The organism is Pseudomonas fluorescens (genome assembly GCF_902497895.1).
GTDB lineage: Bacteria > Pseudomonadota > Gammaproteobacteria > Pseudomonadales > Pseudomonadaceae > Aquipseudomonas > Aquipseudomonas fluorescens_BP.
This window is the reverse complement of sequence record NZ_CABVHQ010000075.1, coordinates 1-26,862: the sequence shown is the minus strand read 5'-3', so window position 1 is coordinate 26,862 and position 26,862 is coordinate 1. Positions and strand designations below refer to the sequence as shown.

Here is a 26,862-nt window from a genome sequence, read left to right as displayed (position 1 = left end):
CAACGACATGCAGGTCGGTCAGACCGGCAAGATCGTTGCGCCACAGCTGTACATCGCGGTCGGTATCTCCGGCGCGATCCAGCACCTGGCCGGTATGAAAGACTCCAAGGTGATCGTTGCGATCAACAAGGACGAAGAAGCACCGATCTTCCAGGTGGCTGATTACGGCCTGGTCGCGGACTTGTTCGAGGCGGTACCGGAACTGCAACAATCGATCTGAAACGTTAACGCGATAAGGTCAGGCGCTATTGATCCGCGAGGCGAAATCCTAAGTCGGATCAAGATCTGCCAGCCACGTTGAGAAAACCTCTCCAGCGCCCACAAATACAACAAGGTATGACTCATGAGCGTTAATGTTTCGGCTGCTGCTGACGCGTCAGTGAAAAACAATGTTTGGATTCTGGTCTTCGCTTTCTGCTTCCTCGGGTTGCTGATCGACGGTGCCGACCTGATGTTGCTGTCCTACAGCCTGACCAGCTTGAAAGCAGAGTTCGGTCTGACTAACGTCCAGGCCGGGAGTCTGGGCAGTTTCACCCTGGCCGGTATGGCCTTGGGCGGCATCTACGGCGGTTGGGCCTGTGACCGTTTCGGCCGGGTCAAGACCGTGGTCTGGACCATCGTCCTGTTCTCGTTCGGCACGGCCGTGCTGGGCATGACCCAGAACTACTGGCAGTTCGCGCTGTTCCGCTTTATCTCCTCGCTGGGTCTGGGCGCGCTCTATGTGGCCTGTAACACCCTGATGGCGGAATACGTGCCGACCAAGTACCGCACCACGGTGCTGGGCACGTTACAGGCTGGTTGGTCGGTGGGCTATATCGTCGCCACCTTGTTGGCGGGCTGGTTGCTGCCGATCTACGGCTGGCGAGTGCTGTTCTACGTGGCGATTGTTCCGGTGGTACTGGCGATCCTGATGCAGCGCCTGGTGCCCGAGCCGGCAGCCTGGGTCAAGGCCAAGGCTGAACAGGCCAAGGAACTGGCTGAAGGCCTGAAGAACCCCAGCGTCACGCCGGTCAAACGCGAAGGCGCCTACAAGATGATCTTTGGCGACCCGCGTGCGCGCAGCATGTTCATCTTCTGGTGTCTGACCGCAGGCTTCCTGCAGTTCGGCTACTACGGCGTGAACAACTGGATGCCGGCTTACCTGCAGACCGAAATGGGCATGGACTTCAAGTCCATGACCGCGTACCTGGTGGGTACCTATACCGCGATGATTCTGGGCAAGGTGCTGGCCGGTGTGGCCGCCGACAAGTTCGGCCGCCGCGTGGTGTACTCCTTCGGCGCCATCGGCACCGCGATCTTCCTGCCGGTCATCGTGCTGTTCCACAGCCCTGAGTCCATCCTCTGGATGCTGGTGGTGTTCGGCTTCCTGTATGGCATTCCGTACGGCGTCAACGCGACCTACATGACCGAGAGCTTCCAGGCCAAGTACCGCGGCACCGCCGTGGGTGGCGCCTACAACATTGGCCGCATCGGTGCGGCCATCGCCCCGATTGCCATTGGCTTCCTGGCTACCCAGTACTCCATCGGTCTGGGCTTCCTGGTGATGGGCGCTGCCTACTTCATCTGCGGCGTGATTCCGGCGCTGTTGATCAAGGACAAGCAGTTCGATCCACAGAAGCAATAAATCCCTCGGCGCTCCCGCGTCTGTTACACCAGCCACGCCCCGTTTCCTGGGCGTGGCTGCGCATGGACGTGTGCTTTCGCAATATGCCACTTAGGTAAATCACAATGAAAAAAACAGCACTGGCATATGCCGTCGGCCTCAGCACTCTGAGCGCTGGTCTGGTGACATCAACTGCTACCCGGGCGGAATTCTTCGAGGACAGCAAAGCCTCGTTGCAAATGCGTAACTTCTACATGGGCCGTGACTATCGTCAGGATGACAGCGGCCGCCAGCCAGCCGTCCCCGGCAGTGGCCGCATGAGCGAGTGGGCACAGGGCTTCATCCTGCGTTACGAGTCGGGCTTCACCGAGGGGCCGGTCGGCTTCGGGGTCGATGCCATTGGCACCCTGGGCATCAAACTGGACTCCGGTCGTGGCTCGAGCGGCACCGGCCTTCTGCTGCGTGACGCCGAGACCAAGCGCGCCCAGGACTCCTACGGCGATCTGCACGCCGCCGCGAAAATCCGCTACTCGAAAACCACCCTGCGCCTGGGCAGCTACGACAAGCGCCTGCCGATGCTGCAAGGCAATGACTCGCGCCTGCTGCCCACAGTCTTCCAGGGCACCATGGTCCATTCCCAGGAAATTGCAGGCCTGGATCTGGACGCCGGGCGCATCAGCCGGGTCAACGCCCGTGACTCCCAGGATTACGAAGCGCTCAGCGTCACCAGCGGCAACCGCCGTAACATCAAAGTGTCGGGCGGTAATGAGTCCACCGAATTCAACATCGCCCAGAGCGCTTACCGCTGGAACGATCAGCTGAGCACCACTCTGGCCCTTGGCGAATTGCAAGGCCTGTATCGCCAGACCATGCTCAATGCCTTACACACCTTGCCGCTGGGCGATAAGCGCAGCCTGGTGACGGATATCCGTTACGCGCGCTCCACCGACGATGGCAACAGTAACGTCGACAATAACGCCTTCGGGATCATGTCGACCTACAAGATAGGCTTCCACGCTGTGGGTCTGGGCTATCAGGCCATGACCGGTGAAACCGGCTTCGCCTACCTGGGTGGCACCGACCCGTTCCTGCTGAACTTTGTGCAGGTCAACGACTTTGCCAACAAGGACGAAAAAAGCTGGCAGGTCCGTTACGACTACAACTTCGCCGGGATCGGCCTGCCGGGTCTGACCTTCATGACCCGCTACCTGTCGGGTGACAACGTCGACCTGGGCGCCAGCCGTTCCGAAGGCCGCGAGTGGGAGCGCGACATCGACATCGCCTACTTTGTGCAGGATGGCCCGCTGAAGAACGTCAGTCTGCGCTGGCGCAACGCGGCGACCCGTTCCAACTTCGCCAACAGCACGGACGAGAACCGCCTGATCCTGAGCTACAGCCTGCCGATCTGGTAAGCCTCAGCGGTCAGACGCGCGGTCTGTCGTAATGTGACCTCGACTTACGGTGGGGTCAGGCGCTCTTTTCGTAGCGCCTGGCGTACGCTCAGTTGTAAGAACCTTTGCCCGGCATTTTGATGCCATGCAGGTTCACTTTGCGATAGAGGGTGGCACGAGAAATACCCAGCTCCTGTGCTGCCAGTACGGGTTTCCACCGATTGCGCACCAGTGTGTCGATCAAGGCCTGACGTTCCGGGCTCCCGGATACCGTTTCCTGACCCTTTGCCGGGGCACTGATGCCGAGGGTGGCAGGCAGGTCCTCCACACCAATTACGTGGCTTGTACAGACTGCGCACGCGTAGCGCAGTACGTGGTGCAACTGGCGCATATTGCCTGGCCAGCTGTAGTTCAAGAGCATTTCCAGCGCCGCTTCGCTCAGCTCGAGCCGCTCGCCCGAACGCTGACACTCTTCGTCCAGCAGCTTGTTGATCAGCGCGAGCTTGTCTTTGCGCTCACGGAGCGGCGGTATGTCGAAGCGCGCCCCACTCAAACGGAAATACAGGTCTTCACGAAAGCCGCCGGTTTCTACCAGCGTAGAAATATCACGGTGGCTGGCGCAAATGACCTGGATATCGATGGACTGCGGCCGGGCACCTCCCAGCGGCGCCACCTCACCCTCACTCAGGACCCTGAGCAGGCGTGTTTGTAAAGTCAGCGGCATATCCCCGATTTCATCAAGGAACAGCGTGCCCCCGTCGGCTTGCTGCAGCAGGCCGCGCATGCCTTTGCTGGATGCGCCGGTGAACGCGCCGGCGGCATAGCCGAACAGTTCACTCTCAATGAGATTCTCGGGTATCGCCGCGCAGTTAACCGCGACGAAGGGCTTGTCACGTCGCTTGCTCGCGGCATGCAGTTGCAAGGCGAAGTGTTCTTTGCCCGCTCCGGTCTCGCCATGAATCAGAACAGGCAGCCCGCGGTCCTTGACGCGCACGGCCAGGTCCAGCGCTTGAGCTACCTTCGGATCAAGTGCCGAAACGACACTGCTTGCCGCGGGCACCCCGGTTGGTCTGCGTGGAGCCTTGAGGCGAACATGCAGGCCCATCGAAGGCAGGTAGTGGATGCTGTCATCGCCGGAGGCTGGAAGTCGTGCCGAGGCGAAGGCTTCATGAATACTAGTGGGAATCCCGCTGCAACGCTGCAACAGGAGCCGTCGTGCGGCGGGGTTGAGCGCCTGAATCACGCCATCGCGGTCCCAGGCAAACAGGCATTGTGGCTGGCTGTCGATGTAGCCGGGTAGGGGGTGCGCGCGCAACACCCACAGATCCTGGGTGCTGTACATGAAGTAGGCATTCTCGATTTCAGTGGCACTCTGGATGACCATCTGACGAATCAAGTGCTGGCTGCGCCGATCATCGGGAGAGCGGATCGAAGAGGCATCCAGAACAGCCAGGATCTCGCCGTTCGGCGAAAACACTGGAGCAGCGGAGCAGGTGATGCCGATAAAAGCCGCGCGGAAATGATCGTGCTTGTGCACCGTGACCGGGTGTTTGTTGATCAGGACCGCGCAGACGCCCGTCGTCCCTTCTTCGCTTTCGGACCAACAGGTCCCCACGTCCATGCCGGAGCGGCGGTATTCCCCGCGTATCGTCGACTCGATGCGGTAGTCGACTGTGCAGCCCAACGTATCGGTGAGCATCACGCAGTAGTCGGCGTCACGTACTCGATTGTGCAGGCGCGACATCTCATCACCCGCAAGATGCAGGAAGTCGTCGACGCGCTCGCGGTGCTCATGGAGCTGGTGAGCCTCAAGAATCCTTGGTCCCTGCAATGAACCAGGGTCGAGTTTGTGATGCTGTACCGAGCGACGCCAGGAGTCGAGGATGACGTTGGGCACCGGCAGGGTCGGAGCACTTTCGGCAGTGCGCAATACTCGACTCACATGTTCGACGTGAGTCTTTGAGTAGCCAGAGGACATGGTACCTCCGAGGGTTGGATCTAATTTTTGTATGTCCCATTAAATGCGTGTTGGGCAGCCCCCACAAGCCGAATCGATCAGCAGTCCGGGGGTGAGACATTACATCTCAGCATTCGCAGCCTGGCGTGAGGGACGAGAGCCATTATGTCTTGGCCCAACGCCTTGACTCGATACGTGCCTTTAACGTTAAACCGCTCTATTTCAATGCTTTCAGGTCATTTTTCGGATCTTGGCATTCGACTTGCTCTGACTGTCTCAGTGGGCCGCGTCAAACGGCCGCATTCCAACAACAATAATGATTAGAGGCATCACATGAGCGAATCTACCGCTGTCGATTTCTCCCTTAAAGGCAAGGTTGCCCTGGTCACAGGGGCCGGACGAGGTATCGGGCAGGGCATCGCGCTGAGTCTGGCTCGGGCTGGCGCTGACCTGGTACTCGCCGATTATGACTTGAGTATCGCAGAAGAGGCCGCCGCGAAAATTCGCGCGGTGGGTCGGCGCGCAATCGCCCTGCAAGTTGATGTGAGCCAGGCCGACAGCGTTGCAACCATGATCGAACAGGTGAGACAGGAGTTCGGTCGCCTCGATGTGGCGGTCAACAACGCGGGCGTCGTCAGCCTCGGCAAGGTCGACGAACTGCCGGTCAGCGAATGGGACCGAATCATGAACATCAACGCTCGCGGTGTATTCCTGTGCTGCCAGGCCGAACTCAAGCTGATGCGTGAGCATCAATTCGGCCGAATCATCAACCTGGCCTCGATTGCCGGCAAAGTCGGATTTCCAGACCTGGCTCATTACAGCGCGTCGAAGTTCGCAGTAATCGGTTTCTCCAACGCCTTTGCCAAGGAAGTTGCCCGTGAGGGCATCACGGTCAACGCCCTCTGCCCAGGCGTTGTCGGCACCGGTATGTGGCGCGGCGAAGAGGGGCTTTCCGGACGCTGGCGCCAGCCAGGAGAAACGGAAGAGCAATCCTGGGAACGGCAGCAGTCAAGCCTCTTGCCCCAAGGGGAAGCGCAAACCGTCGAAGACATGGGCCAACTGGCGGTGTACCTGGCCTGCGCACCGCATGTCACTGGACAGGCGATAGCCGTGGATGGCGGCTTCTCACTCTAAATGATCGAGCGGGCATGAATTAATCCGCTTATCCAAATCATGAATTTGAACTTCCCTCGACGCCGAGTCGAGAGACGCGATTGCGGCTTGCCTGCAGGTTCTATTAACGGCCTGTCGTTAGTTAGAACTTGCTGGCGCAATGACCAAATCAGGAGAACATAATGACAACTACAGTTCTGGCCAAGCGTTCCCTAGGCACCGATATCATTCACTACGATGCCATTATTATTGGCGCAGGCTTCGCCGGCATTTACATGCTCAAGAAGTTGCGCGACGAAATGGGCCTGAAGGTGCGCGCCTTTGACAAGGCAGGGGGCATAGGCGGGACTTGGTACTGGAATCGTTACCCAGGAGCGTTATCCGACAGCGAATCGTTTGTCTATTGCTTCTCATGGGATCGTGAACTGTGCCAGGAGTGGGATATCACCACACGCTATCTGACCCAGCCGCAAATTCTGTCCTACCTCAATCATGCTGTTGATCGACATGACCTGCGCCGGGATATCCAACTGGAAACCGCGATAACTTCTGCGGTTTTCGACGAGCAAACCAGTCGCTGGCTAATGAGCACCGATGACGGTCACCGCTACAGCGCGAAGTATCTGGTCACCGCTCTGGGCCTGCTGTCCGCCACTAACGTACCGAAGATCAACGGCCTGGATCAATTTCAAGGGCAGATGTACCACACCGCCAACTGGCCTGCCGATGCTGTTCTGGAAGGTAAGCGTGTGGGCGTCATCGGCACCGGTTCGACAGGCTGCCAGGTCATCACTGCGATCGCGCCAACGGTCGGCCATCTCACGGTGTTCCAGCGTTCCGCGCAATACACGGTGCCGGTAGGTAATGGTCCGGTCAGCCGCGAATATGTCGATGATATCAAGCGCAATTACGACGCGATCTGGAAAGAGGTTCGCTCCTCGCGCCTGGCGTTCGGCTTCGAAGAAAGCAACATCCCTACGATGAGTGTTTCCGCCCCGGAGCGAAAAGAAATCTTTCAGCGCGCCTGGGACGTTGGCGGTGGCTTCCGCTACATGTTCCAGACCTTTAACGACATCGCAACCAACGAAGAAGCGAACGTCGCGGCGCAGGACTTCGTGCGCGAAAAGATCGCTGAAATCGTCAAGGACCCGGAAACCGCACGCAAGCTTATGCCGCGCGATCTCTATGCGAAGCGGCCACTGTGTGACAGCGGCTACTACGCCACTTTCAATCGAGACAATGTGGCGCTGGTCGACGTGAAGGCCAACCCCATCGAGGAAATCACCGCCACGGGTATTCGTACCGCGGATGGGGTGGAACACGAGCTGGATGTATTGGTATTCGCCACCGGCTTCGATGCCGTGGATGGCAACTACAAGCGCATCGATATCCGCGGGCGTGATGGCGTCAGCATGAAGGATCACTGGGCCGATGGCCCGTCCAGCTACATGTCTGTGGCGACCGCCAATTTTCCAAACATGTTCATGATCCTGGGTCCCAACGGTCCCTTTACCAACCTGCCGCCCACGATTGAAACCGAGGTGGAGTGGGTGTCGGAGCTGATCGGTTTTATGGAAGAAAACGAGTTGGCCTGCGTTGAGACCGATCCTGAAAGCGAACGTGAATGGGGCGCGACCTGCCAAGAGATTGCAGATCAGACGCTGTTTGCCAAGGCCGACTCCTGGATCTTCGGGGCGAACATCCCTGGAAAGCCCAACGCCGTTTATTTCTACATGGGTGGTTTGGGCCCGTTCAGCGAAGTGTTGCGATCGGTGAAAAACGACGAATACCGAGGCTTCAAGTTCATGGTGACAGAGCAATACGCGCAGAAAGTCCTGTACTGACCACCGATTGCCAGCAATGGAGTAAATGCTTTGAAACTGAATAACCCTGAACTTTTTCGCCAGCAAGCCTATATCGATGGCCAGTGGACTGACGCAGACAGCGCAAACACCATCACTGTAGTCAATCCGTCGACCAATGCCACCATCGGCCAGGTCCCGCGGATGGGCAAGGCCGAAACCCGTCGCGCCATTGAGGCCGCCGAGCGAGCTCTGCCAGCCTGGCGTGAACTGTCGGCCAAAGAGCGCGCTATCAAGCTGCGCCGCTGGTACGAATTGATCATCGAGCACCAGCACGATCTGGCCCATCTCATGACTCTGGAGCAGGGCAAGCCATTCACCGAAGCGCTCGGCGAAATCGCCTTCGGCGCCTCGTATATCGAGTGGTACGCGGAGGAAGCAAAACGTATTTATGGGGATGTGATCCCGGGTGCTGCGGACAAGCGACTTTTGGTCATCAAACAACCCGTCGGTGTATGCGCCGCCATCACCCCGTGGAATTTCCCGAGCGCGATGATTACCCGTAAAGCCGGGCCGGCGCTGGCGGCCGGTTGCACGATGGTGATCAAGCCTGCGTCGCAGACACCGTTTTCGGCGTTGGCGTTGGTCGATCTGGCGGAGCGAGCCGGAATTCCGAAGGGTGTCCTGTCAGTGGTAACCGGCTCGGCAGCGGAAATTGCCGAAGAGCTGACCAGCAACCCGGTGGTGCGCAAGATCTCCTTCACAGGCTCGACCGAAATCGGTCGCAAGATCATGGAAAAGTGCGCTCACGACATCAAGAAGGTTTCTCTCGAACTGGGCGGCAATGCGCCTTTCATCGTCTTTGATGATGCCGATCTGGATGCGGCGGTGGAGGGCGCCATGGCCTCCAAGTTCCGCAACGCCGGGCAAACCTGTGTGTGTGCCAATCGGCTGTATGTCCACGACAAGGTCTATGACGCATTCGTCGACAAACTGGCGGCAGCTGTTGAAGGCTTGAAGACGGGCGATGGTTTCGCCGAAGGGACAACGATGGGCCCGCTGATCGATGGCAAGGCGGTGGCCAAAGTTCGCGAGCATATCGAAGACGCTCTCGCCAAAGGAGCCAAGGTGCTCAAGGGCGGTGCGGCCCACGCCCTTGGCGGCAACTTCTTCGAGCCGACCATCCTCGTTAATGTGCCTGACAGCGCCCGGGTATCGAAGGAAGAAACCTTCGGTCCCCTCGCACCGGTCTTCCGCTTCTTCGATGACGCCGAGGTCATTCGCAAAGCCAACGACACCGAGTTCGGCCTGGCGGCGTACTTTTATACGTCGGACCTGGGCAGGGTGTTCCGCGCCGGTGAAAGCCTGGAGTACGGAATCGTGGGAGTGAACACCGGAATCATCAGCTCCGAAGCCGCGCCCTTTGGCGGTATCAAGTCCTCCGGTGTCGGCCGCGAAGGCTCCAGGTATGGCATCGAGGACTACCTCGAAATCAAGTATCTGTGTCTGGCGGGTATCTGACTGGCGCTAACGCCAATTAGTGGCCTGCCCGCCAACACCATTTTCAATCGCTCTCTTTCTCCATGACCGCAACGGCAGTGCCTTGCGGTCCAGCTAATGCTGTGTCGTAAAACATAAAAACAAGGATAAATCGACATGAACATCCATTGGAAACTGCCTTTGGGGCTGGGACTCTCTGCCTGCATCACTTTCCCTGTATCAGCGGCAGACCCATCATCCCGATGGGGATTGAGGGACTGGGGTGGAGCGCGTAGCGAGCTGCTGGAAAAAGGCGTGGACATCATCGTGGGTTACACCGGTGAAGCGGCCACCAATCTGCATGGCGGCTACAACGATGACCGGACGGCGCGCTACACGGCGCAGTGGGCGCTTGGCACGCACCTGGACCTACAGAAGATCCTTGGCTGGAATGACGCAGAGTTCCAGCTGCTGGTGACCGAGCGTAACGGCAACAATCTGTCCAACGAGCGGATCGCCGATCCGCGCACGGGACAACTCAGTTCTGTGCAGGAAGTCTGGGGGAGGGGGCAAACCTGGCGTCTGACCCAGATGTGGTATCGCCAACAGTTCTTCGCCGGGGCGCTGGACCTGAAGCTTGGGCGTTTGGGTGTCAACGAGGACTTCAATAGTTTCCCCTGTGACTTCCAGAGCCTGGCGTTCTGCAGCGCCCCCATCGGTAACGTGGCCGGTGATGTCTGGTTCAGCGGTCCCGTCAGCCAGTGGGGGCTGCGGGCCGGGTACAACATCGATGCACAGTGGGCAGTGCAGATCGGTGTGTACGAGCAAAACCCTTCGAACCTGGAGACCGGCAACGGCTTCAAACTCAGCGGCAGCGGCACCAAAGGGGCACTGGTGCCGGTAGAGGTGATCTGGAAGCCGACGCTGGGCAGCGAAGCGCTGCCGGGTGAGTACCGGTTGGGCTACTACCACAGCAGTGCCAGTGCCAATGATGTGTACGACGACGTCAATGGCCTGCCTCAGGGGCTGACCAGTCAAGCGCCGAAATCTCGCAGCAGCAAACATGGCGCATGGGTAATGGGGCAACAGCAGCTCACCACACACCATGGTGACGCTTCGCGTGGGTTGAGCGTATTTGCCAGTTTGACCGTCCATGACCAGGCAACCAGCGGCATCGAAAGCTTTCAGAACGCCGGCGTGGTCTACAAAGGACCGTTCGATGCTCGGCCAAAGGATGACATGGGTCTCGGCGTCGCGCGCATTCACGTCAATGATGCAGTGAGCAAACGGCAGCGGCAGGTCAATGCAAGCAACGCCGTGGATGACTACGACAATCCTCTGTACGTCCCGGTGCAGCACACCGAATACAACATCGAGCTCAACTACGGCGTGCATGTCACGAACTGGCTGACCGTGCGCCCGAACCTGCAGTACGTCCGGCATCCGGGTGGCGTTTACGAGGTGGATAACGCTCTGGTCGCCGGCCTGAAACTGCAGGCGAGCTTCTGAATCCCGACTCGACTCAGTCACAGGACTTGCTCCGGCTGACGGCCGGGGCGTGGCTAGACCATTCAGGAAAGGATCACACAGGATGACCTTCCAACGACATCAATTCGCGCAGACGTCAATGACACCGGCTCGATGCTCTCGACTTCTGGAGTATTCGCAGGTAGCAGATGCTCGAACTCGCTTAGCGGCATCGGCCGACCAAACAGATAGCCTTGGAAGCTCCGGCAGCCAAGCTCCAGCAGAGCCATGTATTGCTCATGACTCTCCACCCCTTCGGCAATCACCTCAAGTTGCAGGCTGCTGGCCAGTGTGCAGATCGCCCGGACGATTGCCAGACTGTTTGTATCAGTTGGCAGCTTGCGAACAAAGGACTGATCGATCTTCAATTGATCCAGGGATAATTGCTGCAAGTAGGCCAGCGACGAGTAACCGGTGCCGAAGTCGTCGAGCGAGAAGCGAACACCATGGGTCTTGAGTTCGATTATGCGAGCAATCGCACCCGGCAAGTCATCGAGCAGCAGCGTCTCGGTGAGTTCCAGCTTAAGTCTGTGCGGGTCCGCGCCACTTTGCTCCAGGAGCTGGAGCAGACGCTCGACAAAATTTGCTTGATAGAGGAGCCGCGCACTCAGGTTGACGGACAAGCTGAGTGATGCCGTGGCCGACTCGCGGCGCCACAAGGCCAGCTGATGACAGGCCTTGTGCAGCATTTGCGAATCAAGCGCCGCAATCAAGCCGGCTTGCTCGGCCACCTCAATGAAGGCAGCCGGACTGAGCAAGCCTCGCTGCGGGTGTTGCCAGCGGGCCAATACCTCGGCGCCAATCAGACGACCTGTGTGATCCAGCTGCGGCTGCAGATAGGGGATGAACTCTTCAGACCCCAGCCCCCGACGAATATCTTGCTCCAGGTTCAAGCGCGCACTAACCGCCTCCTGCATGCGTGGATCGAAGAAGCGCACCGTATGCTTACCCGCAGCCTTGGCTTCATACATCGACAGGTCAGCGCGCTGCATCAGTTCGTCTATCGAGCAAGACCTGTCGTTGAACAGCGTCACGCCAATACTGACACTGCTGCGCAGTTCCAGCTCGTCAATCTGGTACGGTTCGCCCAGCTTGGTCAGCAGTGATGTGGTGACGTGCTCAGCCTGCATGGCGGCCTTTTCGGGTTGCTTGTCGAGATGTTCAAGCAGCACCACGAACTCATCGCCGCCGAGGCGTGCCACGGTGTCACTCGCCCTTACTGCGCCGTTGAGCCGTGCTGCGGCCAGGGCCAAGACCTTGTCGCCAATATGATGCCCATGCAAATCGTTGATGTTCTTGAACCCGTCGAGATCGAGGAACATCAGCGCGGCACACTCGCCGCTGCGTACGCAGCTATCCAACGCGTGCTGCAAGCGATCGAGCAGAAGGCTCCGATTGGGCAGGTCGGTCAGTCCATCAAAAAAGGCAAGGCGCTGAATACGTTCCTCGGCCACCTTGCGCTCAGAGGTATCGTCAATTGATGCGATGTAATTGATGACCTGGCCCTGGGCATTTCGCACCGCGCTGATCGACAGCCATCCGGGGAATATTTCTCCGTTTTTGCGCCGATTGCAGATTTCGCCTTGCCAGCGATCTACCGTCTTGAGCTGTTGCCACATGCTCTGATAGAACGCCAGGCTCTGACGTCCAGAGCTGAGCAGGCTGGTTCGCTGCCCAATAGCTTCCTCGCGACTGTAACCGGTGATAGTGCTGAAGGCCTGGTTAACCCGCAGGATACGGTGGAACTCGTCGGTGATAATCATGCCCTGCTGCGTTTCGAAAGCGGCGGCTGCGATGCGCAATTCATGTTCGTCATCAACCCGCTGGGTTATATCGCGGGCGAGTACCACCACTGCCTGCTTGCCATTGAGTTGAATACCCAGGCGCTGGGCATACCCCTCAAGCACCTTTATGCCGTCTGCACTCTGCTGAGTGTATTCGATGAGCTGCGGACTATCGTTGGCCAGGGTCTGCCGTATAAAGAACATAAAACGTTCGGCTTCGCTTTGAGGCAATATATTGTGCACGCTTTGTCCAATACGTGTAGTCAGGGCATCAGTGTGCGTCTCTGTCCTGGAGGGGGCCACCTCTAGATAGAGACCATCTTCATCCAGCACCATCAGGGTGTCAGGGATCGCCTCGGTGATGGCGCGTAGGCGTGACTCTCTAAGCTGCAGGGCAAGCTCTGTTCGTTTGCGCTGCGCGATTTCCCTGAGCATAAGACCCAGCACAACTGTCGCAATGGGCATTATGAGTATTAAGGGCACGGCCGTATGCTCGCGGCTGGATGCTGCTAGTGCTGCGGGCAACAACAGCAAATCCAAAGCCTGTATCGATAGACCCAGGCTCCAAAGCTGCCAGGGGCCAATGCTGAACGTGCCACGCTGAAAAAAATGCCGGTAAGACAGACCAAGCAGTATTGACAGGCCGATCTCAGCCAGACCATAGGCCATGCCGCTGCCGCCCATCCATATCCGGTAAGTGCCCGCGATCAGGCCTGCGACGCCGGCTACCAGCGGCCCGCTAAATAGCGCGGCCATGCTTAGAACTACGTTGCGGCCATCGAAGAATATCCCGGGCTCTGGCGAGATCGGGTTTAGCATGCCAATCACGCAAGTAGCGCCGAATAGCAGGCCTGACACCAACTGTATGGTTGTGCTGTGCTCGTCCAAGCGGCACGTGATGAACGCATGCAACCAGCACAATGCCAAAAGCAATGCCGCTGCATTAATAAGGCTGATAATCAAGAAGAGCCCCCTCGCTCAGGGCCAGCGACCAGTTGGACCGTTCAACCAGGCCCTGTCGAATCATCACAAAGCCTCAAGAGATTTCTGACTGTTGTTCAAGGATGATTTATCAAAGATTTAATCTGTAAAATGTCCAGTTGCAATCTTCTTTATTTAATTACCTTCTATCAACCATCCTCGAAGTCCATACTGCTCACTCAAGCACGTCAAAACCTGAGCGGCATTCTGTTTTTGGCGATAAGGGCCGACAACGACGAAATTATTTTCTCGCCGGATCACGGGCAACCCCATTTCCTGGATGGCCAACATGTATTTTTGCCTGGTCTGTACATTCAGTGTTATCTGGACAACCCAAAGCTTGTGATTCTGTGTGGTTTGCGTACTTGTTTTTACGGTATAACCAATCAATTCGCCACAAGTAATACAAGACCCCTGCAAGTTAAGTTAGGGGTTTTTCATAATACGGTAAACATGTAATTTAACAGGCATTTTATCTCTTGAAAATAATGCCATAAACAAGCCTGTCAACGCTATAAAGCCTGCCAGTACAAAGGTGAAAATATACAAAAATATTTGCACAGCGCTGTACTCATGATCCGGTTTTTTTTCATGGGTATCTACGGCGCGACGCTCTGGATCGACACTGTCCGGAGCTAAATAATCTCTGGGTAATGGTAGACTTGCCTGCATGGGCGAACGCTTATCCAAAGGACTCGGATCATTACCATTTCCCTGCCGAACCAACTCGTTAGTCTGAAACTGTTTATTGTCAAGCCTATCTTGCAGGGTGGATTTTTTTATAAAAGCTATCATGCAAGATGAATCTGAATTGAAAAACCACGCCAATACTAGTAGCTGCGTTGCAACCCCGACGGCCAGTACTCCCACACTGACTATGCGCACCTTTAGCTCCCTCAAAAGTAGATAGGAAGCTTAGCATGCAAATGTAATGAAGCCGTAAAGCAATTACTTGCTTAATACGTAATTATATATTGCCCAATACGTAACAATAAAAATTCCTATGCTAAGGAAGGTCTGGATTATGGCTGTATTTTCCAGTTGTCTTGCCTTCATTACCTTGAGGCGGTCACTCTGGGTTGCCGAGTGTCTGGCGCTGTGTCGACTTGAGCCCGCCTGACTTATTTCAAGCTTCGCCCTTATCGAGTTGCGCCTGGAGTGCAGCCCTGTGTTCGGGATGGGCGATTTCCAGCAATTTTGTGATGCGCTGATCGAGAGTCGTACCGCGCAGATCTGCTACGCCGTACTCGGTGACGACAATGACCGCGTCGCTACGTGCAATGGTTACGGGTCCGTTTAACCTCGCCACGATTCTGCTATGGCCGCCCGCGGTAGAAGGCAGCGCGATAATCGGCAATCCGCCTTTTGAGCGCCGTGCGCCACGGATAAAGTCGACCGCTCCGCCGATGGCGCCGACGTAGCTGCCCGCGGCCATTTCCGAATTGACCTGACCGCTCAGGTCGACCTCGACTGCTGAGTTGATCGCTACCAGTTTGTCGATGCTCTCAAGGATGTGCGCATCATGGGTATAGCGTGTCGAGCGTAACTGGATCGCCGGGTTGTGGTGAGCATAGTCATGCAGCAGGCTGCTTCCCATGAGAATGCCCCCTATGCTGATGCCTCGGTCGATCGTCTTGCGCTGGTTGGTGATAGCACCGCTTAGCATCAGGCGTGCTACACCGTCTCCAAGGCTGCCTGAATGCACGCCCAAATGGCGATGTTCGCCCAGTGCACTCAAGACGGCGTCGGGTATGGCGCCAATGCCCATCTGCAGGGTGGCGCCATCTTCGATCAGTCCGGCGATATGTCTGGCGATGCGCTGATCGCTTTCCCGGACAGGGCCGGGCGGATTTTCCATGGGCGCCCGATCGGTGAACAGGATGGCGTCCAAATCATCGTCGCCCAAGGTCCGGTCGCTGTAAGTCCATGGCGCCTGAGCATTGATTTCTGCGATCACCAGGCGTGCGCTGTCGAGTGCTGGCAGCAAATACTCGCTGGCCAGGCTCAGGCTGTAGCGACCCTCGGCATTGACGGGCGCCAGTTGCAGCATCAACACATCGATACGCAAAGCACCACTGCTGATCAGGTCCGGCAGTTCGGAGTAGTGACTGGGCATCACCTGCAGCAAGCCGGCATTAGCCAACTTGCGGTTGGCCCCGGCGCCGCAATACGCGATGAAATCCACGTGATCGGCGTGCTCGGGTGTACAGGTCGGGCTGTTGGCGATCCCCAGCATCACCCGGAACCTGCCGATCTTTTGCCGCTGGGCCATCAATGCCTGGGTCAAAGGCAGGGGCTCGGCATTGGCCTGACCCCACATTACCGTGTCGCCCGGTTGGATCAGTGCGGCCAGGTCCAGCGATTCGAGGTGCAAGAGCTGTGGCATCAGGGCGATCTCGCGACAGTCAGCCGCAGCTGCTGGTTGGGCAGCCAAAGCTTCAATAAAAGGTATAGGGAAACGGCGGCGCGATGGCCGCCGTGGTCTTTAGACGATTGAGGAGGGGTGCTTGGCCAACGGCGTGACCTGGATGGTCATGTACGGGAACAGTGGCAGGCTGGACAGCAGCTCATGCAGTTCGTCGTTGCTGGCCACGTCGAGGATGCTGATGTTGGAATATTGCCCGACTATTCGCCACAGGTGCGGCCATTTGCCTGCCTGCTGAAGCTCAATGGCGCGTTTCTTCTCGGCAATTTTGATCGCCTCCACTGTGTCGGCGGGAATATCGCGAGGAATGTTTACGTCCATTTTTACGTGATAAAGCATGGGTTCTACTCCGCTCAGATTTTGCTGTTGATCAATGGATGGTCGGCAACCCTGGCATCGTGATCGTCCGGGTTGTGACCCAGGTTGGCGTCGACATCCTCCAGGCGCACACCGCGGGTCTCGGGCAGCAGCAACACGGCGATGATTGCCAAGGCGTAGGCCACCAGGCAAAAGCCGCCTATAGCCTCAGCCAAGCCAAAGCGCTCAGACAGAACCCCGACTCCAGCGATGGACAACGCACCCAGGGATTTACCCAGGTTGTAGGAAAAGCCCATGCAGGTGGTGCGTATGTGGGTAGGGAACAGCTCGCTCAGGAAAGGACCGACAACGGCGAAGATGCCCGTGGCGAAGGCGCCGACAGGAAAGCTCATCAGCATCAATACGCTGGGGCTCATCGGCACGAGCATGTAAACCACGGTGAAAATCCATGCGCCCAGGCAGAAGACCAGCAGCGCAGGCCGACGACCGAAGCGATCGGAGAGGTACGCTGTGAGTACGAAGCCGGCGAACGCACCGGCGCACATGATCAGCATCGTTATGACCACTGGACCTGGCTTCAGCCCGCGGACCTGGACCATCAGCGTTGGCAGCCACGCCATGATGGTGTAGGCGGCGGCCTGTAGGCCCGTCACTAACAGGGCGCCTAACAGGGTCAGGCGGATCACGGAAGGGCGGAAAGCCGAGAGGATCGAGGCCTTCTCTTTATTTGCGGCCTTGGCTTCCTTGAAAATTTCGGCGTCCTTGACGTTGCGGCGGATGAACAGCACGAACGTGGCCGGAATGATCCCCACCCAAAATGCGACACGCCACGCCATCTCCGGTGGCAGGTAAGCGAGTAGAGCGGTCATCACCACCGCAGACAGTGCCCAGCCCACCGAGAACCCGCTCTGTACGAAGCCTAAAGCCTTGCCGCGATGCTCGGGACGAATGACCTCGGCCATCAGCGCGGCACCCACGGCCCATTCACCGCCGAAGCCCAGGCCTTGCAGGGTACGCACGACCAGCATTTGTTCGAAGGATTGAGTAAAACCTGCCAGCACGCCGAAGAGCGTGAACCAGCAGATGGTGAAGATCAGAATCCGCACCCGACCGTAGCGGTCGCTGAGGATACCCGCGGCCCAACCGCCCAGTGCGGCCGAGAGTAGCGCGGCGGTGCCGAGGATACCGGCCTCGCCCTTGGATATCTGCCAGACCGCCATCAGGGTCGGCAACAGAAAGCTGAACATCTGGGCGTCGTAGGTATCCAGCGCCCAGCCGGAAAAACATGCCCAGAACGTTTTGCGTTCTTGTGATGAGCCGGTTTTGTACCATTCGAACATATCGTCGTCCTTCTTGTTATTGGACTTTTTATTGGAGGACCTTGGGCCTGCGAGGTCGTGATCCAGAATGCAGCAGTTACCGGGTGGCGCCCATTTGCCTTTGCAAAACCCGGCCTTCCAGCCTGACTAACGCTCAGGCATTGCGTGGTGAAATCAATAAATCCTGGGCCATGCTGGCGACCAGCCGACCGTCTCGCCGGTAGATGTGAGTCATGGTCAGCCCTCGACCGGACAGGCTGCGCACCGCATCGTTGACGAACAGCAACCACTCATTGACGTCGATCTCCAGGCTGTGAAACCACAGCGTGTGATTGAGGTTGCTGACGTAATGGTTTTGCCACAGATCAAGCATCCCTTGCCCGGGTGCCAGGCTGGCGTTCAGCCAACCGTCAGACAGGTACGCCAGCGCCGCATGGTGCAGGCAGCCTTCGGCCGCAAGCGGCTGGTTCAAGCGCACCCAGTAAGCGATGTCTCGTCGCTCAGCGGGGCGCTCGAAATGATCCTGATGAATCAGCCGGATATCGAGTACCGGCCGGGCACTGAAACGCAGTTGCACGGCCTCGTTGTCCAGCGGGTAACGCTCTGCCAGTTCAGCCAGGGTCGGCAGGCTTTCCGGCGCAGGCATCTGTTGCTGCAGTTGGTGCGGATCGCCGGGTTCGGACTGTGCCACTTGAAAGCTGGCATTGGCGCTGAGCACCAGGCCTGTGCCCTGGACACCATAGACGTGGCGGGTGGACAGACGCCGCCCGTCTTGCAGCGCCTCGACGCTGTATTCGATAGTGTCTTGGGGACGCGCACCCTGCAGAAACGTCATTTGCAGCATGCTGGGGCTGCGTCCGTTCGTCGTCTGCGCCGCGGCCCACAACGCCTGCCCCAGCAACTGACCGCCATAGACCCGGCCATTGGCATTGATGTCATAGGCATAGCTGCGCCAGTTTTGCTGGCCCGCCGGTTCCAGGGTCAGCAGTTCGGTGAGATCGCGCTGGTCCCAACGGCGCTCGCTGTTCATTGGCTCAGGGTCGCTAGTGCGCTGTGGGTCGATGACTTTTGCAGGGTCGACGAGTCATCGCCCAGGGTCACCGCACTGAAGTCCAGCGGCACTTGTGTCACATCCTGCAATGCCTGTGGCGTGATGTCACCGATCAACTCGAGCACTTTTACCCCGGTGGCAGTGATATCCATCGTTGCCAGTTCGGTGTAAACCCGGCTCACGCAACCCAGCCCGGTCAATGGGTAGGTGCATGCTGGCAGTAACTTGCTGCGACCGTCCTTGCCCAGATGCTCCATCATGACGAAGACCCGCTTGGCGCCGATGGCCAGGTCCATTGCGCCACCCACTGCCGGAATCGCATCCGCTGCGCCGGTGTGCCAGTTGGCCAGATCACCCGTGGCCGACACTTGGAATGCGCCCAGTACGCAGACATCCAGATGCCCGCCGCGCATCATCCCGAAGGAGTCGGCATGGTGGAAAAAAGCGCCGCCCGGGGCGAGTTCGATGGGTTCTTTACCCGCGTTGATCATGTCCCAGTCTTCTTCGCCAGGCGCGGCGGCCTGCCAGCGGCCCAGCACGCCGTTTTCGCTGTGCAGGAAGAAGTCTTTATCCAGCGGCAGGTGGTTGGCTACCAGGGTCGGCAAGCCAATTCCGAGGTTGACGTAAGAGCCTTCGGTGATGTCTCGGGCGACTCGTTGCGCCATGGCAATGCGTGCATTCTTGTCCATACCAATCATCCCGCTCGATTTAGAAGTGTCGCTGATTCGTCGGCCGGGTCGCGGCGCAACACCAGGTGCTTGACGAAGATCCCCGGCGTGACGATGGTCTCGGGGTCCAGTTCGCCCAGCTCGCAGAAGCGCTCGATGGAGGCAATGGTGTTTTTTGCCGCCATGGCCATGACCGGGCCGAAGTTGCGCGCCGTCTTGCGATACACCAGGTTGCCCCAGCGATCACCGGCCTCGGCCTTGATCAAGGCGTAATCGACGTGGATCGGATACTCAAGCACATAATCGCGGCCTTTGATGGTGCGGGTCTCCTTACCTTCGGCCAGCAACGTGCCGAAGCCTGTGGGTGTAAAGAACGCGCCAACACCTACGCCAGCAGCGCGCAAGCGTTCGGCCAGATTGCCTTGAGGCACTATCTCCAACTCGATCTTGCCCGCCCGATACAGGGTTTCGAAAACGTGGGAGCCGGTCATGCGCGGATAGGAGCAGAGAATCCTGCGGACCCGACCCGCCTTGAGCAGTGCTGCAAGACCGGTATCTCCCTGTCCCGCGTTATTGCTGACGAGCGTCAGGTTACGAGCGCCCTGGTCGATCAGCGCCTCAATCAAGTCATCGGGCATACCCGCACCGCCGAAACCGCCCACGGCGATGGTGGCTCCATCGGGAATATCGGCCAGAGCCGCCTGTACGCTGGTGGAAAGCTTGTCGATCATGGATGTGGTCCTTGTTGTGAGATCTTCCACCGTTATCGTCCAGCGTCGGGATAAAGGCGGGATACAGGCAGACAAAGCGTCGGGTGCGTGGCCCGGACGCTTCGACTTCCTGGTTTGATCAGCTTGCCCAAGGCAGCCGCCAGTCACAATTTCGGTCTTCGGAAGGCTTGATTAACCGATGATTAACTGCCGTTCGACGAGGGCTCTAAACACCTGCCACGCCGACTGTCATTCCACCGCAGACGTACAGCACTTGACCGGTGACAAAGCCACTTCGGGCGTCTAGAAAAAATGCCGCAGCCTGGGCGATATCGTCCGGCATGCCCAGGCGCTTGACGGGGATCGAATCGATGATGGCCTGCGTGCGAGGGCTGTCTGGTGGATTGGCGCGCTCAAACAATTCAGTACGGATCGGGCCAGGGCCGATAGCGTTGGCCGTGATACCAAAGCGGCCCAACTCCAGCGCCCAGACCCGGGTCATACCCAACAATCCTGCCTTGGTGGCGGCATAGGCGCTGCGTAGCTCTTTGCCCAGGGCCGCCCGTGAAGACATGTTGAGGATGCGCCCGAAGCCAGCCTCTTTCATGCCGGGCAACAGGGCTTGCATGCACTGCAGCGAGCAGCGCAGGTTGAGCGCCCAGACCTTGCTCCAGCTCCTCAAGGCTTTGCTCTTGCGCGCTGTTGGGGCAGACCATGCCGACGTTGTTGACCAGTCGGGTGATAGGCCCGCCGGCAAGCGCTTTTTCCAGCGCCTGCGCGGTGGCTTTCACATTACTGAGGTCAGCCAGAATGCCATCTCCGATACGGTCGATGATTACCGGTTCGAAACCATCTTCAATGCAACGCTCGACAATTGCTGCGCCAATACCTGAGGCGCCGCCAGTAATCAGTACTCGTTCTCTGGACATAGGTGTGTTCCTCTAGACTGTTGCGACAGGATTCAACGGTGCACCCACGGCTCCCGGCAGGCGCAAGGGTGGGGCGGTCAGCAGAAAACGATTGCGCTGGTGGGCGCGTAACCATTTGGCCAGAGGCGTGAGGTGCCACAGTTCGCCCAGGTGAATACCCAGCTTGAACAGGCAGTGGTGATGCAACGGCATGACTGAGCAACAGCCATCGCCACCTCCATTAGGAAAGATTTCCACCGAGTAATTGTCGGCAGCGATAGCGACCAATCCGCTGTCAGTGATCCATTGCAGCAGACGCTGGTCATTACCGTCGAGCACCGCTGCGAGCGAGTCCAGGACCTGGGTGTCCGGTTGCTTGTTCATCCCGAGCACCGCTTCGGCGTAACCGGTGTGCAGGCAGACAATATCGCCAGCTTCGACCTTCACCTGATCGGCCTCGAGCACGTACATCAATTCGTCATAGCCAATATGGGTACGGGCATCGCCGTAGTGATGGTGCAGGTCGATCATCACGCCACGGCCTTGCACGCAGGTTTCGGCCATGCGTTCAATGCCCAGGGCGTGGGCGCATGAGGTGCTGTGGGGGGCAATTTCGCCCTCAAAGCCGCAATCGGCGATATCGCTGGGGCCGACGACATCGATGCCCGCTGCGTAGCCGTTGTAATAAAGCGGCTCGGCCACTCCGTCGCCGTTGGCGTCGAACAGGGCGCCAACATGAGAGAGGGCGTCCCACTGGGTGGAATATTGCAAATGCAGAATGGCCAGGTCGTCGCTCAGTATGTCGGGGCGGCCCGCCTGGATGCGGTCGTACTGATAATTCATGTTGACCCCGCCTTTACGCAGCAGGGGGCGCAGAATCGGCGGCCGGCGGTTGACGTTCATGGCGTTGCCGCCCGGGTAGTCCAGCGGCAGGCTCAAGCAGAAAGCCAGGCCTTCACGGACCTCGGCGATGCCCTGCAGAACCTTGTCGGCGGTGAGCAGGTTGAGCCGCCCCTTCTGATCGTCGGGGCCAAAATCCCCCCAGTTCGAGCCTTCGGGACGATGTTTCCAACGGTGATGGGTCATGCGGCCTTCCTTTTTATTATAAGTTGCAGGCGGCCGTCAGCCGCCCATGGGCTTTGAGCCTCCTTCTCTCAGGCTCGCGTAGCACGGGCAATCTGGTGTTCTGTAGCCTGGCATCAAGCGCTGTTCACACCGCTGGGGCAGCATTTTCCGAGGCGTGGCACCATTCGACCAGGCTATTGGCGAAATCTCGGGCGAACGACGAAAGCCCGTCAAAATCCTGCGCGCACAGCTGGAAGGTACGGACCGCCCAAGGATCGAGCAGGGCGCACGACCCTATTTTTTGTTGGCCCTTGAGCCGGGTGAATCCGGCCTGGGGCACGATGGCAATGCCGGCACCGGCTTCGACCATCCGGAAAATCGCATCGGAACTCGCCACCTGCACGCGAATCGTCAACGGCGTATGCAGTGCAGCGGCGGCCCGACTGAGGAATACGTGGATCGCGCTGCCTTCGAGCAACGAGACGAAGGCGTATTGCAGGGCTTCTTTGAAAAACACCTCGCTGTTGGCCAGTATGGGGTGACCGAGGGGGGCGATGACCATCAGGCGGCTGGACACCAGCGGCACGCTTTGCAGCCCCTCGGTGACTACGCTGCCAGACACGATTCCAAGGTCGGCGGCGCCATCGCGAATACTGCGCACAATGTCGTCGCTGAGGCGCTCGCGCATATCGATATGCACGTCTGGATGGGTCTTCAGGTACTCGCCCACGACAGGCGGCAAGTATTCGGTGATGGCCGTGGTATTGGCCAGCAACCGCAACTGACCCTTGAGGCCAATGGCATATTCCTGCAGGTCACCGGTGAGCAATGCAAGCTGCGCGAGGATTACTCGCGCATGTTGCAGATAGGTCTTGCCCGCGTTGGTCAGCGTCACGCCCTGAGGTGAGCGTTCGAGCAGGCGCATGCCCAGATTGTCTTCAAGGTTCTTGATGCGATTGCTGGTCGCGGGTACCGAGAGAAATGAACGCTCGGCGCCTCGAGTCAGGCTGCTGGTTTCCGCAATGTTGATGAACAGGCGGAAGTCAGTGATATCAAAATGGGTCGCCATTATTGTTCAACTTCTTGGTCAGGGATGACCCAAGGTAATGGCAGTCGCCATCGCCTGTCCATACAGGAACGGCAGCGTCTGGACCGCCGGTTTACCACTGCGCCGGCTCAAAGACAAAGCCATCGCCCTGGCGCCGGATATAGCCGCAATGTGGCTCGCCAAAGTGCACCGGCATGATCAGTGCTTCCCGATCAGCGGCGCGGTTGAGGAACTCCATTCGCGTAGTGCGGGCAGTGTCTTCCCAGATGCAATAACCGGAATTCACGTCTGGACGCACGATCTGAATAGGGCTGTGCAAGATGTCGCCACAGAACAGACCTTCCTCACCGCGAGAGCGCACACGGAATGCCACTTGCCCGGGGCTGTGTCCTGGCGCAGGCTCGACCACCAGACAATCGGCGATTTCCTGTGGCGACTCCATCATCACGCCAAGCCCTTCGTCGATGATTGGCATGACGCTGTCAAAGAACGAATCGCCGAACACGTCGATGACGCCTGACTCCTTGTTCTTGCCTTCCTTGCAGAAGTCGAAGTCTTCCTTGGGAATGTAGTAACGGGCGTTGGGGAATGTCGGTACCCAGCGTCCGTCTTGCCATGTAGTGTTCCAGCCGACGTGATCGGAGTGCAGGTGCGTCATTACGACATGGGTTACTTTTTCCGGAGCCGCACCCGCAGCGGTCATCCATTCGCGCACCAGGGTATTGAGCATGTTCATCCGGGGGATGCCCGCACGCGGCTTGAAGTTTCCGACACCGGTGTCGACCACGATGATGTTGCTACCGGCGTGGACCACCCAGAACTGGATGGTCACGATCAATTTGTTCATGTGGGGCACCCAATGATTAGGCGCCATCAATTGTTGGTGCTCTTCGAGTACGCTGCGGTCGATAGAGGGGAACAGAAAAGCCGGGTCGTGGGTCGGTCCTGCGTATTCGAGGATTCGGGTGACTTTGATATCGCCGATCATGCGTGACTGCATCATGGTGTGTTTTCCTCTTTTCTCTTATAAGGCTAGGCAGCGTGCCCGCTGACGGCGACCCGATGTTCAGGGTTGGCCATGAAAATGTGGTAAATCTCGGCGCCAGTACGGCCCTGAAGAATGTATTGCTCAAGCAGGGCGCTTACCCAGCGCGGGCTCTGCACCGGCATGAAATGCCCCGAGGCAACCTGTAGTGCTTCGATGTGGTCGGCAAAACCCGCGAGCCGATTGATTTCTGCGGGCGGGCGCAAGCCGTCATATTCACCTGCGACCAGCAGTGTATGGAGTGGTAAGCGCGGCAGGTCGCCCTCAAGCTCCATGCGCGCAAGCATCGCGAAGATCGCGGCGAAGCTTTGAGGGTCTGCGCTCAGCCAGCGAAGGTTGAAACGTTCGAATGCAGCGGCGTCTGTTCGCAAAGGCGCGGGCCAGGTCTTGTTCAGCAGCGCCGGGATCAGGGTTTTCAATCCTTCCTGGCGAATCGTGCTGGCGTGTTCCAGGGTGGCCTCGCGGGCCGTGGGCGCCACTCCACAGGCAGGCGCCAGTCCGATCAGGTGGCTGACCCGCTGCGGATAAAGGGCGGCGAAACGAATGGCAATGGCAGCGCCCACCGCGACCCCGACCAATGCCAGGGGCCCCTTGATCTGCAGCGTGTCCAACAAGGCCGCGAGATCATGGATGTGTGCATCGAGATCGATTTCGCCGACGATTTTTTCTGAAAGTCCTGAACCGCGCACGTCATAACGCAGTGTCTGGAACTTCCCCTGGAGGAGGGAGCAAACCTGATCCCAGCTTTCCAGGGTGCCGCCCATTTCATGAATCAATACCAACGCCGGCCCGGTCTTCGGGCTCAGTTCATAGCGCAGTACCTGGTTGTTTACCTTCACCCAGTTCATGTCTGTGCCTCGCTCAGACGCGCTCGAAGATTGCGGCCATACCCTGGCCGCCGCCGATGCACATGGTTTCCAGTCCATAACGCACATCGCGTCGGCGCATTTCATGGAGCAGGGTGGTCATGATGCGCAAGCCGGTGGCGCCAATCGGATGCCCTAAAGAAATACCTGAACCATTGACATTGACCCGCTCGATATCCTGGATGTCCCAGGCGCGCAAGACCGCCAGCGCCTGTGCGGCAAAGGCTTCGTTGACCTCGATCAGGCCCATGTCGGCCAGGCTCAGACCTGTGCGTTGAAGCAGTTTGGCCACGGCGGGCACCGGGCCGATACCCATGCGTGCCGGGTCACAACCGGCCGAGGACCAGTCCACCAGCCGAGCGATCGGTTGCAGGTTGTGCCGTGCCGCGTATTCGCGGGACACCACCAGGCAACCGGCAGCGGCATCATTTTGCTGGCTGGAGTTGCCCGCCGTGCACACCCCATCGGGCAACAGGGTGCGCAGGCTTGCCATGGTTTCCAGGCTCGCATCAGCGCGGATGCCTTCGTCCATGCTCACGCGTTCGCTTGCGCCACGTTTGCGCGGCACGTCAAGGGCAATGACCTCGTCGGCAAACCGTCCTTCGCGCCATGCCGTTGCTGCATTCAAGTGGCTGCGAACGGCGAAGCGGTCAGCTTCTTCACGAGAAATATGGTAATCGCGGGCCAGGTTTTCAGCGGTCTCTGGCATGCCCGAAATGCGCCCAAAGCGCGTCTCGGGCTGTGAGCGCTCACGGCCTCGTTCCAGGCGGTCGTGCATCTTCACACTGCCGGCGCGCGCGCCCCAGCGCATGTCGTTGCTGTAGTACTCGATGTTGCTCATGCTCTCGACGCCGATGACCATGACAGCTTCGGCGTGGCCTGTCTGGATGCGCATCGCTGCATCGGCGATGGCCTGCAGGCCCGAACCGCAGCGCCGGTCCAGCGTGTAGCCCGGCACCTCGATGGGCAAGTCGGCCAGCAGTGCGGCATAACGGCCCATGCAGGGCGCCTCACTGTTGGCGTAAGACTGGGAAACGATGACTTCATCCAGAGAATCGGGGGCGAGGTTCAGGCGACTCACCAGGGTACGAATCACGGCCGCCGCGAGTTGGTCAGCAGTCAGCGAGGCGAGTGCGCCGCCAAATTTGCCGATGGGCGTTCTCAGGGGCGACACGATCAAAGCGTCTTTCATCACGCAGGTACCTTTTATTTTGGGCGTGTGCGACATGTTCGAACCAGCATGGCGGAGGTGGGTCTGACAGACAATTTCGTTTAGCAAAAGGCTGCGTTTCGTGCTGCTTAACCACAGACCTTTGGCGTAATGCCAACCGGGTTTTTGATGGGGTACACGACCAAACAGCCTCGTCGACCCTGAGGGCGCCATCGCAGCGGTGCGGCGATCCGACAAGCCAGCTCCCACAGGTAATCGGGGCGTACACAAATTTCGAGTCCGGCAAAGATCCAATGTGGGAGCAACAGCAACAGCAACAGCAACAGCAACAGCAGAAGCCACGGCAAGATCAAAAGATCGCAGCCTCGCTTCGCTCGGCAGCTCCTACAGGTAATCGGGCGCACACAAATCCCGAGTCCGGCAAAGTTCCAATGTGGGAGCGGGGTCGTGCACAAATCCCGTGTCCGACCAGGCCGGCCGGTAGGCCGCCTCGCTTTGGCTTTTGCGGTGCACGCCCCCTCGAGAGGCCGAGCGCAGGTTCTGCGCAGTGGGCAACCCGGCATGGATGCCGGGTTAGCCGCCCCCGGCCATGGATGGCCGATGGCGGCGGGCCCACGGAGCAGGACCGGAG

The 26,862-nt window shown here is 58.6% G+C and carries 22 protein-coding genes and 1 pseudogene; 7 read left to right on the top strand and 16 right to left on the bottom strand.

The annotated features are described in order from the left end of the window. The 3 genes from F8N21_RS26155 to F8N21_RS26145 all read left to right on the top strand — a co-directional run. Positions 1-220, top strand: a 220-nt coding sequence (locus F8N21_RS26155) for an FAD-binding protein (RefSeq protein ID WP_224788297.1), incomplete at its 5' end; no start/stop codon positions are given. Between the two features lie 123 nt (positions 221-343). After that, the gene (locus F8N21_RS26150) at positions 344-1,624 is read left to right on the top strand and encodes an MFS transporter (protein WP_150644884.1); all 1,281 of its coding nucleotides are present in this window, start codon (positions 344-346) and stop codon (positions 1,622-1,624) included. Between the two features lie 104 nt (positions 1,625-1,728). Beyond that, positions 1,729-3,015, top strand: coding sequence for an OprD family porin (locus tag F8N21_RS26145; protein ID WP_150644883.1), 1,287 nt, complete (start codon positions 1,729-1,731; stop codon positions 3,013-3,015). Between the two features lie 88 nt (positions 3,016-3,103). Here the strand turns inward: F8N21_RS26145 and F8N21_RS26140 are convergent, their stop codons facing one another. Continuing rightward, a complete protein-coding gene (locus tag F8N21_RS26140) occupies positions 3,104-4,972 on the bottom strand; it encodes a sigma-54-dependent Fis family transcriptional regulator (protein WP_150644882.1) in 1,869 nt (622 codons plus the stop codon). A 312-nt stretch (positions 4,973-5,284) separates the two neighbouring features. Between F8N21_RS26140 and F8N21_RS26135 the strand changes: the two genes are divergently transcribed. The 4 genes from F8N21_RS26135 to F8N21_RS26120 all read left to right on the top strand — a co-directional run bounded on the left by F8N21_RS26135 (position 5,285) and on the right by F8N21_RS26120 (position 10,854). Then, the gene (locus tag F8N21_RS26135; protein WP_150644881.1) at positions 5,285-6,085 is read left to right on the top strand and encodes an SDR family NAD(P)-dependent oxidoreductase; all 801 of its coding nucleotides are present in this window, start codon (positions 5,285-5,287) and stop codon (positions 6,083-6,085) included. Between the two features lie 161 nt (positions 6,086-6,246). After that, positions 6,247-7,908 carry a flavin-containing monooxygenase gene (locus F8N21_RS26130; protein WP_150644880.1) on the top strand — a complete coding sequence of 554 codons (1,662 nt, stop codon included), beginning with the start codon at positions 6,247-6,249 and terminating at the stop codon, positions 7,906-7,908. A 30-nt stretch (positions 7,909-7,938) separates the two neighbouring features. After that, a complete protein-coding gene (gene gabD / locus F8N21_RS26125) occupies positions 7,939-9,387 on the top strand; it encodes an NADP-dependent succinate-semialdehyde dehydrogenase (RefSeq protein WP_150644879.1) in 1,449 nt (482 codons plus the stop codon). 135 nt (positions 9,388-9,522) lie between these two features. Further along, entirely contained in the window at positions 9,523-10,854 is a 1,332-nt protein-coding gene (locus F8N21_RS26120) for a carbohydrate porin (RefSeq protein WP_150644878.1), read from the top strand. A 62-nt stretch (positions 10,855-10,916) separates the two neighbouring features. Here F8N21_RS26120 and F8N21_RS26115 read toward each other — a convergent pair whose 3' ends face one another. From F8N21_RS26115 to F8N21_RS26050, 15 genes and pseudogenes are all read right to left on the bottom strand, one after another. Further along, a complete protein-coding gene (locus F8N21_RS26115; RefSeq protein WP_224788296.1) occupies positions 10,917-13,619 on the bottom strand; it encodes an EAL domain-containing protein in 2,703 nt (900 codons plus the stop codon). 444 nt (positions 13,620-14,063) lie between these two features. After that, on the bottom strand, positions 14,064-14,522 hold the full coding sequence (locus F8N21_RS26110; RefSeq protein ID WP_150644877.1) for a hypothetical protein: 459 nt from the start codon (positions 14,520-14,522) through the stop codon (positions 14,064-14,066). Between the two features lie 241 nt (positions 14,523-14,763). Further along, positions 14,764-16,023 (bottom strand): acetyl-CoA hydrolase/transferase family protein, encoded by a 1,260-nt coding sequence (locus tag F8N21_RS26105; protein WP_150644876.1) that lies wholly within the window; start codon positions 16,021-16,023, stop codon positions 14,764-14,766. Between the two features lie 99 nt (positions 16,024-16,122). Next, a complete protein-coding gene (catC, locus tag F8N21_RS26100) occupies positions 16,123-16,401 on the bottom strand; it encodes a muconolactone Delta-isomerase (protein ID WP_150644875.1) in 279 nt (92 codons plus the stop codon). Positions 16,402-16,415: 14 nt separating this feature from the next. Continuing rightward, positions 16,416-17,720, bottom strand: a complete 1,305-nt coding sequence (locus F8N21_RS26095; RefSeq protein WP_150644874.1) for an MFS transporter — start codon at positions 17,718-17,720, stop codon at positions 16,416-16,418. Positions 17,721-17,853: 133 nt separating this feature from the next. Then, complete coding sequence (locus F8N21_RS26090; RefSeq protein ID WP_150644873.1) at positions 17,854-18,729, bottom strand: acyl-CoA thioesterase; 876 nt, start codon at positions 18,727-18,729, stop codon at positions 17,854-17,856. Beyond that, positions 18,726-19,448, bottom strand: coding sequence for a 3-oxoacid CoA-transferase subunit B (locus F8N21_RS26085; protein ID WP_224788295.1), 723 nt, complete (start codon positions 19,446-19,448; stop codon positions 18,726-18,728). Before F8N21_RS26085 ends, F8N21_RS26090 begins: the two co-directional genes overlap by 4 nt. After that, complete coding sequence (locus F8N21_RS26080) at positions 19,445-20,149, bottom strand: 3-oxoacid CoA-transferase subunit A (protein WP_150644871.1); 705 nt, start codon at positions 20,147-20,149, stop codon at positions 19,445-19,447. Before F8N21_RS26080 ends, F8N21_RS26085 begins: the two co-directional genes overlap by 4 nt. Positions 20,150-20,354: 205 nt before the next feature. Beyond that, the gene (locus tag F8N21_RS31325; RefSeq protein WP_263597314.1) at positions 20,355-20,810 is read right to left on the bottom strand and encodes an SDR family oxidoreductase; all 456 of its coding nucleotides are present in this window, start codon (positions 20,808-20,810) and stop codon (positions 20,355-20,357) included. A 64-nt stretch (positions 20,811-20,874) separates the two neighbouring features. Beyond that, positions 20,875-21,057: pseudogene (locus tag F8N21_RS31320) on the bottom strand (SDR family NAD(P)-dependent oxidoreductase); the annotation flags it as partial. Positions 21,058-21,069: 12 nt separating this feature from the next. Then, entirely contained in the window at positions 21,070-22,122 is a 1,053-nt protein-coding gene (locus tag F8N21_RS26070; RefSeq protein ID WP_150644870.1) for a cyclase family protein, read from the bottom strand. A 124-nt stretch (positions 22,123-22,246) separates the two neighbouring features. Next, positions 22,247-23,170, bottom strand: a complete 924-nt coding sequence (locus F8N21_RS26065; protein ID WP_150644869.1) for a LysR substrate-binding domain-containing protein — start codon at positions 23,168-23,170, stop codon at positions 22,247-22,249. A 91-nt stretch (positions 23,171-23,261) separates the two neighbouring features. Then, on the bottom strand, positions 23,262-24,152 hold the full coding sequence (locus F8N21_RS26060; protein WP_150644868.1) for an MBL fold metallo-hydrolase: 891 nt from the start codon (positions 24,150-24,152) through the stop codon (positions 23,262-23,264). A gap of 29 nt (positions 24,153-24,181) precedes the next feature. After that, positions 24,182-25,042, bottom strand: coding sequence for an alpha/beta fold hydrolase (locus F8N21_RS26055; protein WP_150644867.1), 861 nt, complete (start codon positions 25,040-25,042; stop codon positions 24,182-24,184). Between the two features lie 13 nt (positions 25,043-25,055). After that, on the bottom strand, positions 25,056-26,252 hold the full coding sequence (locus F8N21_RS26050) for an acetyl-CoA C-acetyltransferase (RefSeq protein ID WP_150644866.1): 1,197 nt from the start codon (positions 26,250-26,252) through the stop codon (positions 25,056-25,058). Positions 26,253-26,862 lie beyond the last annotated feature (610 nt).

Excerpts from the sequence above, each read along its gene's own strand:
- F8N21_RS26105 (WP_150644876.1), bottom strand. The coding sequence starts at position 16,023 with ATGCCACAGCTCTTGCACCTCGAATCGCTGGACCTGGCCGCACTGATC.
- F8N21_RS26090 (WP_150644873.1), bottom strand. The coding sequence starts at position 18,729 with ATGAACAGCGAGCGCCGTTGGGACCAGCGCGATCTCACCGAACTGCTG.
- F8N21_RS26055 (WP_150644867.1), bottom strand. The coding sequence starts at position 25,042 with ATGAACTGGGTGAAGGTAAACAACCAGGTACTGCGCTATGAACTGAGC.
- F8N21_RS26120 (WP_150644878.1), top strand. The coding sequence starts at position 9,523 with ATGAACATCCATTGGAAACTGCCTTTGGGGCTGGGACTCTCTGCCTGC.
- F8N21_RS26050 (WP_150644866.1), bottom strand. The coding sequence starts at position 26,252 with ATGAAAGACGCTTTGATCGTGTCGCCCCTGAGAACGCCCATCGGCAAA.
- F8N21_RS26085 (WP_224788295.1), bottom strand. The coding sequence starts at position 19,448 with ATGATTGGTATGGACAAGAATGCACGCATTGCCATGGCGCAACGAGTC.
- F8N21_RS26060 (WP_150644868.1), bottom strand. The coding sequence starts at position 24,152 with ATGATGCAGTCACGCATGATCGGCGATATCAAAGTCACCCGAATCCTC.
- F8N21_RS26135 (WP_150644881.1), top strand. The coding sequence starts at position 5,285 with ATGAGCGAATCTACCGCTGTCGATTTCTCCCTTAAAGGCAAGGTTGCC.
- F8N21_RS26070 (WP_150644870.1), bottom strand. The coding sequence starts at position 22,122 with ATGACCCATCACCGTTGGAAACATCGTCCCGAAGGCTCGAACTGGGGG.
- F8N21_RS26095 (WP_150644874.1), bottom strand. The coding sequence starts at position 17,720 with ATGTTCGAATGGTACAAAACCGGCTCATCACAAGAACGCAAAACGTTC.
- F8N21_RS26065 (WP_150644869.1), bottom strand. The coding sequence starts at position 23,170 with ATGGCGACCCATTTTGATATCACTGACTTCCGCCTGTTCATCAACATT.
- F8N21_RS26145 (WP_150644883.1), top strand. The coding sequence starts at position 1,729 with ATGAAAAAAACAGCACTGGCATATGCCGTCGGCCTCAGCACTCTGAGC.
- F8N21_RS26130 (WP_150644880.1), top strand. The coding sequence starts at position 6,247 with ATGACAACTACAGTTCTGGCCAAGCGTTCCCTAGGCACCGATATCATT.
- F8N21_RS26150 (WP_150644884.1), top strand. The coding sequence starts at position 344 with ATGAGCGTTAATGTTTCGGCTGCTGCTGACGCGTCAGTGAAAAACAAT.
- F8N21_RS26140 (WP_150644882.1), bottom strand. The coding sequence starts at position 4,972 with ATGTCCTCTGGCTACTCAAAGACTCACGTCGAACATGTGAGTCGAGTA.
- catC (WP_150644875.1), bottom strand. The coding sequence starts at position 16,401 with ATGCTTTATCACGTAAAAATGGACGTAAACATTCCTCGCGATATTCCC.
- F8N21_RS26080 (WP_150644871.1), bottom strand. The coding sequence starts at position 20,149 with ATGATCGACAAGCTTTCCACCAGCGTACAGGCGGCTCTGGCCGATATT.